Source organism: Pseudalkalibacillus hwajinpoensis, assembly GCF_015234585.1.
Lineage (GTDB): Bacteria > Bacillota > Bacilli > Bacillales > Guptibacillaceae > Guptibacillus > Guptibacillus hwajinpoensis_B.
This window is the reverse complement of record NZ_JADFCM010000005.1, coordinates 1-14,499: the sequence shown is the minus strand read 5'-3', so window position 1 is coordinate 14,499 and position 14,499 is coordinate 1. Positions and strand designations below refer to the sequence as shown.

Sequence of the window (14,499 nt, the reverse complement as noted above, 5' to 3'; positions counted from 1 at the left end):
GTTCTAGTTATACATCGGAATGGTCAGGATAGCAAGCCCTATTTTCAATAATAACAAAGATAGTAGAAAAGACAGAATGAAGGAACTTCATTCTGTCTTTTCGCTAAGCCATTTGATGAAAGACGCGCTTTACTGCTTCAAGCGTATCATCGATATCTTTTTCTGTGTGTTCTGTTGTTAAGAACCATGCTTCATATTTAGAAGGGGCAAGGTTGATACCTTCATTGAGCATTAGTTTAAAGAAGCGGGCGAATTTCTCTCCATCGGAGTCTTCAGCTTGTTTGTAATTAATAACCTTCTCGTTATTAAAGTAGACAGTTAAAGCTCCTCGGAGACGATTGATTGTAATTTGGATACCGGCTTCCTGTGCATGAAGGAGGATTCCCTTCTCAAGACGTTCTCCAAGTTTGTCTAAATGATCATAGACGCCCTCTTCTTGAAGAACTTCAAGACACGCAATACCGGCTGAGATAGAGGCTGGATTACCTGCCATTGTCCCAGCTTGATAAGCTGGACCAAGTGGTGCAACGTGTTCCATAATCTCGCGTTTCCCACCGTATGCGCCGATTGGAAGGCCACCACCAATGATTTTTCCTAGTGCCGTCATATCCGGTTCAACATTAAGTAAGTTTTGGGCACCACCATACATAAAGCGGAATGCAGTGATAACTTCATCATAAATAACGAGCGCCCCATATTGATGTGTGATCTCATTTACTTTTTCAAGGAAACCTTCCTCAGGTTCAACAATTCCGAAATTCCCAACAATCGGTTCAACGAGAACTCCGGCTACTTCATCTCCCCATTTCTCCATTGCTTCTTTATAAGCTTCAATGTCATTAAATGGTACGGTGATAACTTCTCTAGCGATGCTTTTTGGGACACCCGCTGAGTCAGGACTTCCAAGGGTAGCGGGACCAGAACCGGCGGCAACTAGCACAAGATCAGAGTGTCCATGATAGCAGCCAGCAAATTTCACAATCTTGTTGCGACCTGTGTAGGCTCTAGCTACGCGTATCGTTGTCATTACTGCTTCCGTACCAGAGTTCACAAATCGAACGCGCTCTAGAGAAGGGATGGCTTCTTGAAGCATCGAACCGAACCGATTTTCTAAGACGGTTGGTGTACCGTATAACACGCCGTTCTCAGCTGCTGTTGTGATGGCCTTAGTAATGTGTGGATGCGCATGACCAGTGATGATAGGGCCGTATGCTGCAAGGTAGTCTATGTATTTGTTACCATCGACATCCCAGAAATAAGGACCTTTAGCTGTTTCCATAAAGACAGGAGTGCCTCCTCCAACGCCTTTGTATGAGCGAGATGGACTGTTGACGCCACCTAGCATAATATCGAGTGATTCTTTATGATGTTGTTCTGATTTCGTGAAATTCATGTTGACCTCCTTGTAATGCTTGTTCATCAAACTCCATTGTAGCATGACTAGAGTGTAACGAAACACTCTTGCCGCTTAAGTGAAAGCTCAAATATTGTTTATTACAAGCTGCTCTTGTAAACTAAGTTGGTGTGTTAAAAGGAGGAAGACGTATGGAAAAAGTGATTGATGTACAGGAACTGCGTAAAGATTTTAAATCTCACTCGAGTCGTTCTGGTTTAAAAGGAGCATTTCGAGATCTTTTTACGCGTAATTATAAGGTTATCTCGGCTGTTAAAGATATTTCTTTTACCATTAATGAAGGTGAAATGGTAGGTTATATCGGAGAAAATGGAGCCGGGAAGTCGACGAGTATCAAAATGCTAACAGGTATTCTAACGCCCACTTCTGGAACTGTTCGTGTAAATGGAATGGATCCTCATAAAGAACGAGAGAAATTTGTTCGATCCATTGGAGTTGTATTTGGACAACGATCTCAATTGTGGTGGGACATTGCCGTACAAGAATCATTTCGTTTGCTTAAAAAAGTCTATAACGTACCGGATGATGTTTATAACGAGCATATGAATCATGTGATTGAGTCTCTAGATATTGGTCCTTTACTTGATAAACCGGTTCGGAAATTATCGCTTGGCCAGCGTATGAGGTGTGAGTTAGCCGCAGCTCTTCTTCATAACCCTAAGCTTCTATTTCTAGATGAACCGACAATTGGACTTGATGTGCTAGTTAAATTAAAGATCCGTAATTTCTTAAAAGAGATTAATGAGAAGTATAAGACAACGATTTTACTTACGACTCATGATCTTACGGATATTGAAGCGTTATGTGATCGGGTTGTTATGCTAGATGAAGGCCAGATTATATATGATGGCAAGCTTGCAAAGCTTCGTTCTAATTGGGGAGAAGGGAAGCAAATTGAATTTCAATTTGGTGAACAGGTTAGTGGTGAACAACTTCAACCTTTATTGAAGGAACTTGAAGCAGAATGGACAAAAGGTGATCGCGAGAATGTGTGGATCGCGAATGTAGTGAATGAAGAGCATGTCATTTCCGAAGTAATTGGGAGAGTCGTAGCAGCAAACAGGATTACGGATATTAAGATTCATGAAATTTCGACTGAAGAGATTATTCGAAATATCTATGAAGAGGGCATGCGTAATGGGTAAGTACATTGAGATGATTCGCGTCCGCTTCTTAATGATGCTTGCCTATCGGACGAACTATTATAGCGGAATTTTAATTTACAGCATTAACATTGGTGCTTACTACTTTCTATGGAATGCGATTTACGGTGGAAAAGGGGAAATTGAAGGATTATCTGTTATTCAAATGACAACATATGTTGCTGTTGCATGGATGGCAAGAGCTTTCTATTTTAATAATATTGATCGAGAAATCGCTCAGGAGATTAAAGAGGGTAAGGTGGCAGTTGAATTTATACGCCCCTATCATTATTTAATAATGAAGACGATGCAGGGGCTTGGAGAAGGGATTTTTAGATTAAGCTTCTTCTCAATTCCAGGGATGATTATTGTTAGCCTCATTTTCCCGATTGAATTTTCGGCTGCTCTGTCGACATGGTTGTTCTTTATGGTAGCAATTATTCTAAGTTTTATTGTTAATACTCAAATTAATCTGCTGACAGGCGTTATGACCTTTTTCTTCTTTAACAACGATGGACTGATTCGAGCAAAGCGCGTTGTGATTGATTTGTTCTCAGGGTTATTACTTCCAATTAGTTTCTATCCAGGTTGGGCACAGAATGTCATGGACTTTCTACCGTTCCAAGCCATTAGCTATATTCCAAGTATGATTTTCACAGAAGGTTTTACTGGAAGTGCGGTTTGGGAAGCGATTCTTTTCCAGCTTGTCTGGGCGGTTATTTTGATTCTTCCAATTCAAGCGCTATGGGTAATTGCCAAAAAACGCTTGATTGTGCAGGGAGGGTGACAAATGAAGCATGCTAGTATTTTCTTTCTATATGTCTCGCAATATATGAAAACGAGATTAACTTATCGTGTAGATATGCTAATGGAAATTATGTCTGACTTACTGTTTCAGGCAGTTAATTTGATCTTTATACTTGTCGTGTTTGGGCATACAAATATGCTTAGCGGTTGGTCGAAGGATGAAATCATCTTTATCTATGGATTTTTCCTCGTTCCTTTTGCTATCTTCGGAGCATTTTTTAACATTTGGGACTTTAACGAGCGGTATATTGTTAAGGGTGAAATGGATCGGATTCTAACAAGACCCGTTCATAGTTTATTTCAGATTATTTTAGAACGAATGGAGCTTGAATCTTTATTTGGGGTTATCACAGGAATCGCTGTTATGGTTTATGCGGGGAGTCGACTTGATCTAAGTATGTCCTGGTACGATCCTATTGTATTTCTCTTTATGGTTTTAGGTGGGGCATTTGTGTATGCAGGTATTTTTATTCTACTAGCAAGCATTAGCTTTTGGTCTGATAGCAGAACAAGTATTATGCCAATGATGTACAATATCGGGAACTATGGGAGATACCCAGTGGATATTTATAATAAAGTGATTCGCTTTGTATTAACGTGGATCTTACCATTTGCTTTTGTAGGAGTGTATCCATCAGCTTATTTCTTAGGTCGTGAAGAATGGTATGGTTATGCCTTTCTTACACCTGTTATGGGAGTTGCGTTTTTTGGGTTCGCCATCTTTATGTGGAATATTGGCGTCACGAAATACAGGGGCGCAGGTAACTAAAAAGTCCAGAGGGATCTCCCTCTGGACTTTTTGTTTATGATTAGACAGGTTCTAATAATGATAAATCGATCGTTTCTTTTAATTTTTTCATACCAAGCCTAACGCGACTTTTCACTGTTCCAAGGGGAATCTTCTTTTTGGAAGCTACTTCTGCTTGACTATAACCCTCTAAGTAGATGAGTTTAAGAATTTCTTTTTGTTCTGTATTCAAAGTATTTAAGGCTCCATCTATCATATCTCTGTTTCCAAAGTCATCTTGAATATAAAGTTCTTTATCGACCAACTGGTGATCTTCAACGACTGTTTCTTTAAAATTACGCTGCTCTTTCTTAATCCGATCAATAGCTCGGTTTCGTGTGATCTGGTTAACCCATGAGGAGAGTTTGCCTTTATCAGGCTCGAATTGACTTCGCTTATTCCAAACTTCCAAATAAACATCCTGAACGATCTCTTCGGCAATATGCTGGTCATTTACAATGCGACGGGCGATTCGTAAAAGAGTCTGGTGGTTTTCTACACAAAAAATTTTGAAATGATCTTCATTTCCACTTTCCCAGTAAGCAATCGCATAATTGCCTTTACTCATTAATAAGTTCCTCCTCCGAGCTTTGCTAGTAGCTTTATTCCCTTGAATTCGAAATAAAAACAATGAAAGTGTAAAAAAGTGATCCGATTGCAAATATTTTGTCGTATTAATAAATGAACAAAGGTTATACAAAAGTATAACAAAAATTAAATAAAGGGAGTGGGTTGAATGCTTAGGAAGTTTATGGCTGCGGCAGTTGCGATGGTTATGATGTTTGGGATTATTGGTGGTACGGCATTCGCAGATAATCATGAAGCAATGGTACGAGTGATTCATGCGTCCCCAGATGCACCTGCAGTTGATGTTTATGTAGATGGTGAGGCAGTTGTAGAAGGTGCTGAATATAAACAGGCGACAGAATACATGGCTCTTCCTGCAGGAGATCACGAAATTGAAGTATTCCCAGCTGGTGAGAATGGAGAAGGCGAGCCCGTTATCAGTCAGTCAGTGACGCTTGAAGAAGGCATGAAGTATTCTGCTGCTGCAGTAGGTACGCTAGATAGCATCTCCCTTTGGGCGCTAAGCGATGATATGGAAGCTTCTGAAGGAAAAGCAAAAGTAAGGGTTGTACATGCTTCTCCAGATGCACCTAATGTAGATGTAGCCGTTAAAGACGGAGACGTTCTATTCTCAGATGTTGCATTTAAATCAACGTCAGACTACGCTGAAGTTGATCCTATGACGGTTGATCTTGAAGTTCGACCAGCAGGTTCTGAAGACGTTGTTCTTGAAATTCCTGGTGTTGAATTAAAAGAAGGATATGTTTACTCTGTTTATGCGGTAGGTCTTGTAGAAGGTGAACCAACTCTTGAAGCATGGCCGATGGTGGATGCGACAAATATGCCTTCAGACATGCCTCAAACAGGTATGGGTGGTACAGCTGATCAGTCTAATATCGTTGCATGGGCACTTCTTGGAGGAGTTATTCTAGCAGCAGGAACTGGAATTTATCTTCGTAAGAAGCAAACAGCTTAAATCAAGGTAGAAGGAGGAGCGCATATGCCGTTTAAAAAGCTTTTATTAAGTATGTTACTTTTAGGAGCAGCGGCAGGCTGCTCCTCTTCTAATCAATCAGATGAAATGAAAGAAGTTTTACCTAATAATGAAGAAACACATCTGATCTCTGCTCCAGATTTAACAGCATCTTCTTCATCTAAGAGTAACGAATCCGTTGAACCTGCTTTAGTAGGGATCATTCCAGCCCAATTATCCATTCCAGCTATTAATGTAGACGCAAAAGTGGAGCATGTGGGCCAATTACCAGATGGGCAAATGGATGTGCCCAAAGATGAACGTAACGTTGGATGGTATCAGCCTGGAGCGAAACCTGGTGAACGAGGAAATGCCGTCCTTGCCGGTCACGTTGATAACAAAACTGGACCATCGGTGTTCTTTCACCTTGAAGATTTAGAAGCTGGAGATCTCGTTACAGTTACGGATGAACATGGATTGGCGTATGATTTTGAGGTGCATGCTGTTGAGTCTTATCCTAGAAATAATGCGCCACTCGAAAAAGTTTTTGGAACAAATTCTAAGTCAGGTCTTAATCTAATTACTTGTACAGGGACCTTTGATCGTGATGCGGGAACACATGAAGAACGTCTGGTCGTCTACACGACACTTCTATCAAAATAGTTTGTCTTAAATTAAACAAACACCTCATAAACCTATAATGAGGTGTTTTCTAATGCTCTTATTAATTATTTGTGCAATTGTTCTTGCCTTTATTAGTGTGGGGAGAAGTATGGTAGCACTTATGAAAAGAACGAGAGTACCTGGAAGTCTTCTGTCTGTTTATAAGATGTTTCTGCTATTTCTTGTTTATTTAACGATGATTATCGCTTTTGGGAGTATGTATTTAAGCCTCATTATCCTTGATATTCCTGTACTTCAAGAAGGTCAAATGGATCTTGCGGATATGACATTAACGCCGCTTACAAGAGTTCAATCTGTCCTTTATTTCAGTGCGGTTACGCTTCTATCGGTTGGCTATGGAGATCTTACTCCAATTGGAGTTGGAAGATGGATTGCGATTTTTGAGGCATTAATTGGTTATTTAATGCCAGCCGCATTTTTTGTCACGACCATCGTTGACTATCGTGAAAGCCCGAAGTTGTAAGTTCGAATGAATTTCGTTACGCTTATCTTAAGAAGATTTAAGGAGGCGTAAAAATGATTGTTGAAATTGGTCAAAAAGCTCCTGATTTTAAGTTAGAAGCAAGCACTGGTGAGACTGTGTCTCTTTCCGACTATAAAGGAAAAAATGTTGTGCTTTATTTTTATCCAAAAGATATGACGCCTGGCTGTACGACAGAGGCATGTGATTTTCGAGATCATATTGAAGGATTCGAAGAACTGGATACGGTTATCTTGGGAGTAAGTCCAGACCCAGTCGAGAAACACAAAAAATTTATTGATAAGTATGACCTTCCGTTCCTTCTCCTAGCAGATGAAGATCATTCTGCTGCAGAAGCATATGATGTATGGCAGTTAAAGAAAAACTTCGGCAAAGAATACATGGGGATTGTTCGTTCTACCTTTGTTATAGACAAAGAAGGAACCCTTGTAAAAGAGTGGCGGAAAGTTCGCGTTAAAGAGCATGTGGAATCTGCACTAGGTTACATTAAAGAAAACTTATCATAAGCCTTTGTCTGCGGGACAAAAGACTATACCATTAGTTGTTTGCAACATAGAGTATAGTAGATCATATCTTCAGTTGAGAGCGCATTATGCGCTCTTTTTTTGTTAGCGATGTTTCGAAGAGGTTATTTTGTTTAAGTCATATTGGTCATTCAGCTATACTTAATACATGAAAAAAGGTTAAATAAATGGAGAGTGGTGAAATAATGCAGGTACTATCAACGGGGAAACTGAAGACAAATATTAAAGAGCGCCTTAGAGAAACATATCCAGACGTAACGTTTCATTTTTATCCATCAATGCAAGAAGCGGAGCCTAAACTTGCTGATGCAGAAATTCTTCTTACATATGGAGAGGACCTGAACGCAGAGTTAATTAAGAAAGCTTCTCACCTTAAATGGATAATGGTCCTATCGGCTGGACTTGAAAGAATGCCATTTCAGGCTATTAAAGAAAGAGGTATTCTCGTAACAAATGCACGGGGCATCCATAGTATTCCGATGGCTGAATATACATTATCTGTTATGCTTCAAGTAGCGAGGGATACAAAACAAGTGCTAGCAAATGAATCCTCAAAGATCTGGAAGAAAAAAACGCCTATACGAGAAATTACTGGTAGCTCGATAGGGGTTGTTGGTACTGGTGCCATTGGCAGTGAGATTGCAAGAGTGGCGAAAGCATTTCGAATGAAAACACTAGGAGTCAATCGATCTGGACATGAAGTAGACCATTTTGATGTGATTTATAATAATGAAGAACTTTTATCAATGCTACCGAAATGTGACTACGTGGTAAGTGTGCTGCCTAGTACGAGTGAAACGGCAAATTATTTTACGAAAGAACAATTTGCAGCCATGAAAGAATCTGGGGTATTTATTAATATTGGCAGAGGAGATACTGTAGATGAGCAGGGTTTGATTGACGCACTAAATGAACATCAAATTGCCCATGCTGTATTGGATGTGTTTAAAGATGAACCACTTGATTCGTCAAACCCATTTTGGGAGATGGAAAATGTAACGGTTACGCCGCACCATTCAGCTATCTCTGACAATTATCAACCTAGAGCGATTGAAATATTTGAGCATAACTTAATTCAATATCAAAAAGGAACGAATGACTTGAAGAATGTCATTGATCCGGATAGGGGGTATTAATAGTGAAAATTTATACGAAGACAGGCGATAAAGGAGAAACCTCTCTCGTTTATGGGCAACGGGTGTCTAAAAACGATATTCGAGTCGAGGCATACGGAACTTGTGATGAAGCCAATTCCCAGATCGGGCTTGCTCTAAGTTATATTGGGGCTACGAACTTCGATGGTAAAGAAGAATGGGGGTCCATTTTTCATAAAATACAAAAGTGGCTTTTCCATGTGGGAGCAGAGCTTGCTACACCTAAAGGAAAAAAAGTAGGATGGACTATTGAAGAATCGCATATTAATGAAATGGAAAACCAAATCGACAGCTGGGAGCAGCAGCTTGAACCTCTAAGGAACTTTGTATTGCCAGGTGGACACTCAGCAGGAGCTTGCTTACATGTGGCGCGTACGATTGTCCGTCGCGCGGAGCGTCTTACGACAATGGTAGAAGACGCAAATCCTCTTGTCCTTTCTTTCTTAAACCGTCTCTCTGACTTTTTATTTGTAGCAGCTCGTTTCATTAACTACCATATGGGGGAGAATGAGTCGATCCTTCATCAAGAGCACAAATAGGAAAGAGGCCTATAAGCTTGTCATTATTGACAAAACCCTCTTTCTCCATGTACACTAATTATAAACATTACAAAGTAAGAATGCTTGTTGAAAGCGAGGTGCATGACGAATGGCTGAAGAAAAACTGCATGAAGCAATTGATGCTATGAAAAATTCAGGAGTGCGTATTACCCCGCAGCGTCATGCCATTCTGGAGCATTTAATCCAGTCCATGTCACATCCTACAGCAGATGAGATCTATAAGTCTCTTGAAGGAAAATTTCCTAATATGAGTGTAGCTACAGTTTATAATAACTTGAGAGTATTTAAGGAAATTGGATTGGTGAAAGAATTAACGTACGGAGATGCTTCCAGCCGATTTGATTGTGTCACAACAGATCATTATCATATTATCTGTGATGATTGTGGTAAGATTGTAGACTTTCATTATCCGGGATTGGACGAAGTAGAAACGCTTGCGGAACAGGTAACAGGCTTCCGAGTCGGTGATCACAGAATGGAGATTTACGGAAAATGTCCAGATTGCCAGCAAAGCAAACACTAATTTAAAGAAGGCTTCCGCCATTAATGGCGGAAGCCTTCTTATCTTTTACTGCGTTTTTTTTTGGGCTCTTTTCACATTGTATTTCTCATCAAATTCTTTGCCGTCCAAATTAGGGTCCATCGTTAGTGGTTGTTTGCAATGCATACAAGCATCTACACGTCCAAGAACTTTCGTTGGCTTTTCACAGTTTGGACAAACTACCTGGATTGCTCTTGTGGAGAGCATTCCGATCCAGAAGTACACAACCGCACTTGCGATCGTTGCAAGAAATCCAATCAGCATAAAGATGGTCATAAGCAAGACAGATGTCTTGAAGAATATTCCTATATACATAATCGCGATTCCAATAAACACTAGACTCAGTGCGAACGTACGTATTTTATTAATCTTATTAGTATACTTTAGTTGCATTGCAAGTCCCTCCTGCACACAATTATAGCATAATCATGAGGTGTAAGCACTTTCCTTATAAGGTGAATAACGTAATCTGCATTTCATATAGTTGGATATTTTCAAGTAGATAGTGGAAACTTCAAATTCAGGGATTGCTTATTTCATTACAGGATTTATAATATGGACTGTTGAATACTTAAGTTAACGTAGGAAAAGGGAAATTGAATATCGTAAGGAAACAAAAGTATAAGTACTTCTGGAGGATCGAATTATGGAAAACCTTTTAAGACCGATTTATCAAGAGAGAGCTAGTCATCCTGATACACTGGGTGTACTAGTTATTGAAAAGACAAAGCCATTTCACCCGCTTACTGATAATTTTGATGTTGTCCTACTAATCATCGTTCAAAATAACGAGAAACCATGGTTCGTCAAACATTATGATTTTGAAGGAAAGAAAGCTGCTATGCACGTTATAACAGAGCAGCAGGTTAACGAATGGCTAATCTCTGGTAGCCACCGTCGTCTTGTGGCATGGCTTGTTAATGGAAAGATCATTTTTGATCGGAACGAGTACATAGCGGGATTGAAAGAGAGAATTAGAGATTTTCCATATGAAGAGCGCACTCAAAAAATTGGAGTGGAATTTGCAAGACTTATTCGAAGATATACAGATGGGAAAGAACTTTTCGCTTCTAAGCAATATATGGATGCGTATAACTTTATTCTTCATGCTTTGCACCATCTTGCTCGCTTATCTGTTATTGAACATGGGTTCCATCCTGAAATTACTGTCTGGAATCAGGTTAAACATATTGAACCTGAAATTTTCAAGTTGTATACCGAGCTTTTATCTGGAGAAGATCCTCTTGATAAACGACTGGAGTTATTGCTATTGGCTAATGACTTTTCTTTATCTTCAAAATCTAAAAACGCAACTGTTCATATAAGGAACATCATGAATGAACGTGAAAGTTTATGGACATATCAAGAATTAATGGAAGAAGAACAGCTAAAGGAATACGGGATAGACCTTGGTGCGCTTCTAGAATATATGATTGAAAAAGGGCTTATCGAAGTTCACCGAAGCGAGACTAAAGGTTCTGGTATTTTCATTCGAGAATATAGCGCTGTATAGGTGATTTATAAAACGGAGAAAAAATATCAAGAAAAGGGTTGACCGTATTTTTTCTCCGTGGTATATTATTACTTGTCGCCGCGAGAGATTAACGCGACAACGAAAAAAACTTTTAAAAAGTTGTTGACGTCGACTGAGTTAATGTGGTACATTAATAAAGTCGCTGAAAACGACATTGAAAGAAACGAATTGATCTTTGAAAACTGAACGAAACGCCATGTAAGTAGTTGTTTCTACGGAAACAAAACATTGTTTTAAAGCTAGATTAAGCTTTCTATCGGAGAGTTTGATCCTGGCTCAGGACGAACGCTGGCGGCGTGCCTAATACATGCAAGTCGAGCGAAGAGATGGGAGCTTGCTCCCTGATCTTAGCGGCGGACGGGTGAGTAACACGTGGGCAACCTGCCCTGCAGACTGGGATAACTCCGGGAAACCGGAGCTAATACCGGGTAATACATCGCACCGCATGGTGCAATGTTGAAAGTTGGCTTTCGAGCTAACACTGCAGGATGGGCCCGCGGCGCATTAGCTAGTTGGTAAGGTAATGGCTTACCAAGGCGACGATGCGTAGCCGACCTGAGAGGGTGATCGGCCACACTGGGACTGAGACACGGCCCAGACTCCTACGGGAGGCAGCAGTAGGGAATCTTCCGCAATGGACGAAAGTCTGACGGAGCAACGCCGCGTGAGTGACGAAGGCCTTCGGGTCGTAAAGCTCTGTTGTTAGGGAAGAACAAGTACCGTTCGAATAGGGCGGTACCTTGACGGTACCTAACCAGAAAGCCACGGCTAACTACGTGCCAGCAGCCGCGGTAATACGTAGGTGGCAAGCGTTGTCCGGAATTATTGGGCGTAAAGCGCGCGCAGGCGGTCTTTTAAGTCTGATGTGAAAGCCCACGGCTCAACCGTGGAGGGTCATTGGAAACTGGAGGACTTGAGTGCAGAAGAGGAGAGTGGAATTCCACGTGTAGCGGTGAAATGCGTAGATATGTGGAGGAACACCAGTGGCGAAGGCGGCTCTCTGGTCTGTAACTGACGCTGAGGCGCGAAAGCGTGGGGAGCAAACAGGATTAGATACCCTGGTAGTCCACGCCGTAAACGATGAGTGCTAGGTGTTGGGGGGTTCCACCCTCAGTGCTGAAGTTAACACATTAAGCACTCCGCCTGGGGAGTACGACCGCAAGGTTGAAACTCAAAGGAATTGACGGGGGCCCGCACAAGCAGTGGAGCATGTGGTTTAATTCGAAGCAACGCGAAGAACCTTACCAGGTCTTGACATCCTCTGACAATCCTGGAGACAGGACGTTCCCCTTCGGGGGACAGAGTGACAGGTGGTGCATGGTTGTCGTCAGCTCGTGTCGTGAGATGTTGGGTTAAGTCCCGCAACGAGCGCAACCCTTGATCTTAGTTGCCAGCATTTAGTTGGGCACTCTAAGGTGACTGCCGGTGACAAACCGGAGGAAGGTGGGGATGACGTCAAATCATCATGCCCCTTATGACCTGGGCTACACACGTGCTACAATGGACGGTACAAAGGGCAGCAACACCGCGAGGTGAAGCGAATCCCATAAAGCCGTTCTCAGTTCGGATTGCAGGCTGCAACTCGCCTGCATGAAGCCGGAATTGCTAGTAATCGCGGATCAGCATGCCGCGGTGAATACGTTCCCGGGCCTTGTACACACCGCCCGTCACACCACGAGAGTTTGTAACACCCGAAGTCGGTGGGGTAACCTTTATGGAGCCAGCCGCCGAAGGTGGGACAAATGATTGGGGTGAAGTCGTAACAAGGTAGCCGTATCGGAAGGTGCGGCTGGATCACCTCCTTTCTATGGAGAATTACGAAGGTAACTTACGTTACCAACCTTACATGAGCGTTTCGTTTAGTTTTGAAAGAATGATTTATTCTTTCAAACCAGGTGAAGTGATGAAGCTTAGGCGGATTCAAGTAGTAGCCTTGTTCCTTGAAAACTAGATAGCACAAACAACGACATCCAATAATTATTTTTATGCAATAACTTAGTAATAACTGATGCGTGATGGCTTACGCCACACAAATCGAAGGTTAAGCTACTAAGGGCGCACGGTGGATGCCTTGGCACTAGAAGCCTAAGAAGGACGGGACGAACACCGATATGCTTCGGGGAGCTGTAAGTACGCTTTGATCCGGAGATTTCCGAATGGGGGAACCCACCATCTTTAATAGGATGGTATCCATTTCTGAATACATAGGGAATGGAAGGCAGACCCGGGGAACTGAAACATCTCATTACCCGGAGGAAGAGAAAGCAAACGCGATTTCCTGAGTAGCGGCGAGCGAAACGGAATCAGCCCAAACCAGAGGGCTTGCCCTCTGGGGTTGTAGGACGTCTCTTTGGAGTTACAAAGGCACGGATAGACGAAGCGACCTGGAAAGGTCCATCAGAGAAGGTAACAATCCTGTAGTCAAAATCCGATGCCCTCCGAGACGGATCCTGAGTACGGCGGGACACGTGAAACCCCGTCGGAATCCGGGAGGACCATCTCCCAAGGCTAAATACTCTCTAGTGACCGATAGTGAACCAGTACCGTGAGGGAAAGGTGAAAAGCACCCCGGAAGGGGAGTGAAAAAGAACCTGAAACCGTGTGCCTACAACTAGTTGGAGCCCGTTAATGGGTGACAGCGTGCCTTTTGTAGAATGAACCGGCGAGTTACGATCCCGTGCAAGGTTAAGCTGAGAAGGCGGAGCCGCAGCGAAAGCGAGTCTGAATAGGGCGAAATAGTACGTGGTCGTAGACCCGAAACCAGGTGATCTACCCATGTCCAGGGTGAAGTTCAGGTAACACTGAATGGAGGCCCGAACCCACGCATGTTGAAAAATGCGGGGATGAGGTGTGGGTAGCGGTGAAATGCCAATCGAACCTGGAGATAGCTGGTTCTCTCCGAAATAGCTTTAGGGCTAGCCTCGCGGCAAGAATCTTGGAGGTAGAGCACTGATTGGACTAGGGGTCCTTACCGGATTACCGAATCCAGTCAAACTCCGAATGCCAACGATTTATCCGCGGGAGTCAGACTGCGAGTGATAAGATCCGTAGTCGAGAGGGAAACAGCCCAGACCACCAGCTAAGGTCCCAAAGTATACGTTAAGTGGAAAAGGATGTGGCGTTGCTTAGACAACCAGGATGTTGGCTTAGAAGCAGCCATCATTTAAAGAGTGCGTAATAGCTCACTGGTCGAGTGACGCTGCGCCGAAAATGTACCGGGGCTAAACGTATCACCGAAGCTGTGGATTGTCTTACGACAATGGTAGGAGAGCGTTCTAAGGGCTGTGAAGTCAGACCGAAAGGACTGGTGGAGCGCTTAGAAGTGAGAATG

14 protein-coding genes and 2 rRNA genes are annotated in these 14,499 nt (G+C 42.3%); 13 read left to right on the top strand and 3 right to left on the bottom strand.

Annotated elements, in window-relative coordinates; translation table 11 throughout:
• Positions 1-103 precede the first annotated feature (103 nt).
• On the bottom strand, positions 104-1,393 hold the full coding sequence (locus tag IQ283_RS10235) for a glutamate-1-semialdehyde 2,1-aminomutase (RefSeq protein WP_194220081.1): 1,290 nt from the start codon (positions 1,391-1,393) through the stop codon (positions 104-106).
• Between the two features lie 152 nt (positions 1,394-1,545).
• Here IQ283_RS10235 and IQ283_RS10230 point away from each other — a divergent pair, with 152 nt between their 5' ends.
• Genes IQ283_RS10230 through IQ283_RS10220 form a run of 3 tightly spaced genes read left to right on the top strand, consistent with a single transcriptional unit; the run spans position 1,546 to position 4,132 of the window.
• Complete coding sequence (locus IQ283_RS10230) at positions 1,546-2,559, top strand: ABC transporter ATP-binding protein (RefSeq protein WP_194220080.1); 1,014 nt, start codon at positions 1,546-1,548, stop codon at positions 2,557-2,559.
• Entirely contained in the window at positions 2,552-3,343 is a 792-nt protein-coding gene (locus IQ283_RS10225; protein ID WP_194220079.1) for an ABC transporter permease, read from the top strand. The genes IQ283_RS10230 and IQ283_RS10225 overlap by 8 nt, the downstream gene beginning before the upstream one ends.
• 3 nt (positions 3,344-3,346) lie before the next feature.
• On the top strand, positions 3,347-4,132 hold the full coding sequence (locus tag IQ283_RS10220) for an ABC transporter permease (protein WP_194220078.1): 786 nt from the start codon (positions 3,347-3,349) through the stop codon (positions 4,130-4,132).
• A 40-nt stretch (positions 4,133-4,172) separates the two neighbouring features.
• Here the strand turns inward: IQ283_RS10220 and IQ283_RS10215 are convergent, their stop codons facing one another.
• Positions 4,173-4,718 carry an RNA polymerase sigma factor gene (locus tag IQ283_RS10215; RefSeq protein ID WP_194220077.1) on the bottom strand — a complete coding sequence of 182 codons (546 nt, stop codon included), beginning with the start codon at positions 4,716-4,718 and terminating at the stop codon, positions 4,173-4,175.
• Between the two features lie 168 nt (positions 4,719-4,886).
• Here IQ283_RS10215 and IQ283_RS10210 point away from each other — a divergent pair, with 168 nt between their 5' ends.
• From IQ283_RS10210 to perR, 7 genes are all read left to right on the top strand, one after another.
• Positions 4,887-5,693 (top strand): DUF4397 domain-containing protein, encoded by an 807-nt coding sequence (locus tag IQ283_RS10210; RefSeq protein ID WP_194220076.1) that lies wholly within the window; start codon positions 4,887-4,889, stop codon positions 5,691-5,693.
• 24 nt (positions 5,694-5,717) lie between these two features.
• Positions 5,718-6,353 carry a class F sortase gene (locus IQ283_RS10205; RefSeq protein WP_194220075.1) on the top strand — a complete coding sequence of 212 codons (636 nt, stop codon included), beginning with the start codon at positions 5,718-5,720 and terminating at the stop codon, positions 6,351-6,353.
• Positions 6,354-6,405: 52 nt separating this feature from the next.
• Entirely contained in the window at positions 6,406-6,837 is a 432-nt protein-coding gene (locus IQ283_RS10200) for an ion channel (RefSeq protein ID WP_194220074.1), read from the top strand.
• Between the two features lie 53 nt (positions 6,838-6,890).
• Positions 6,891-7,361, top strand: coding sequence for a thioredoxin-dependent thiol peroxidase (gene bcp, locus IQ283_RS10195; RefSeq protein WP_194220073.1), 471 nt, complete (start codon positions 6,891-6,893; stop codon positions 7,359-7,361).
• 203 nt (positions 7,362-7,564) lie between these two features.
• Positions 7,565-8,515: a D-2-hydroxyacid dehydrogenase gene (locus IQ283_RS10190; protein ID WP_194220072.1), complete on the top strand. Its 951-nt coding sequence runs from the start codon at positions 7,565-7,567 to the stop codon at positions 8,513-8,515.
• A 2-nt stretch (positions 8,516-8,517) separates the two neighbouring features.
• Positions 8,518-9,072, top strand: coding sequence for a cob(I)yrinic acid a,c-diamide adenosyltransferase (locus tag IQ283_RS10185; protein WP_194220071.1), 555 nt, complete (start codon positions 8,518-8,520; stop codon positions 9,070-9,072).
• Between the two features lie 109 nt (positions 9,073-9,181).
• On the top strand, positions 9,182-9,616 hold the full coding sequence (perR, locus tag IQ283_RS10180) for a peroxide-responsive transcriptional repressor PerR (protein WP_194220070.1): 435 nt from the start codon (positions 9,182-9,184) through the stop codon (positions 9,614-9,616).
• A 45-nt stretch (positions 9,617-9,661) separates the two neighbouring features.
• On the opposite strand, the gene IQ283_RS10175 is transcribed toward perR, so the two are convergent.
• Complete coding sequence (locus tag IQ283_RS10175; RefSeq protein ID WP_194220069.1) at positions 9,662-10,027, bottom strand: YgzB family protein; 366 nt, start codon at positions 10,025-10,027, stop codon at positions 9,662-9,664.
• A 253-nt stretch (positions 10,028-10,280) separates the two neighbouring features.
• On the opposite strand from IQ283_RS10175, the gene IQ283_RS10170 reads away from it, so the two are divergent.
• The 3 genes from IQ283_RS10170 to IQ283_RS10155 form a co-directional block, all read left to right on the top strand.
• A complete protein-coding gene (locus IQ283_RS10170; RefSeq protein ID WP_194220068.1) occupies positions 10,281-11,147 on the top strand; it encodes a nucleotidyltransferase-like protein in 867 nt (288 codons plus the stop codon).
• Between the two features lie 274 nt (positions 11,148-11,421).
• A 16S ribosomal RNA gene (locus IQ283_RS10165) occupies positions 11,422-12,973 on the top strand.
• Between the two features lie 234 nt (positions 12,974-13,207).
• Positions 13,208-14,499 (top strand): 23S ribosomal RNA (locus tag IQ283_RS10155); the annotation flags it as partial.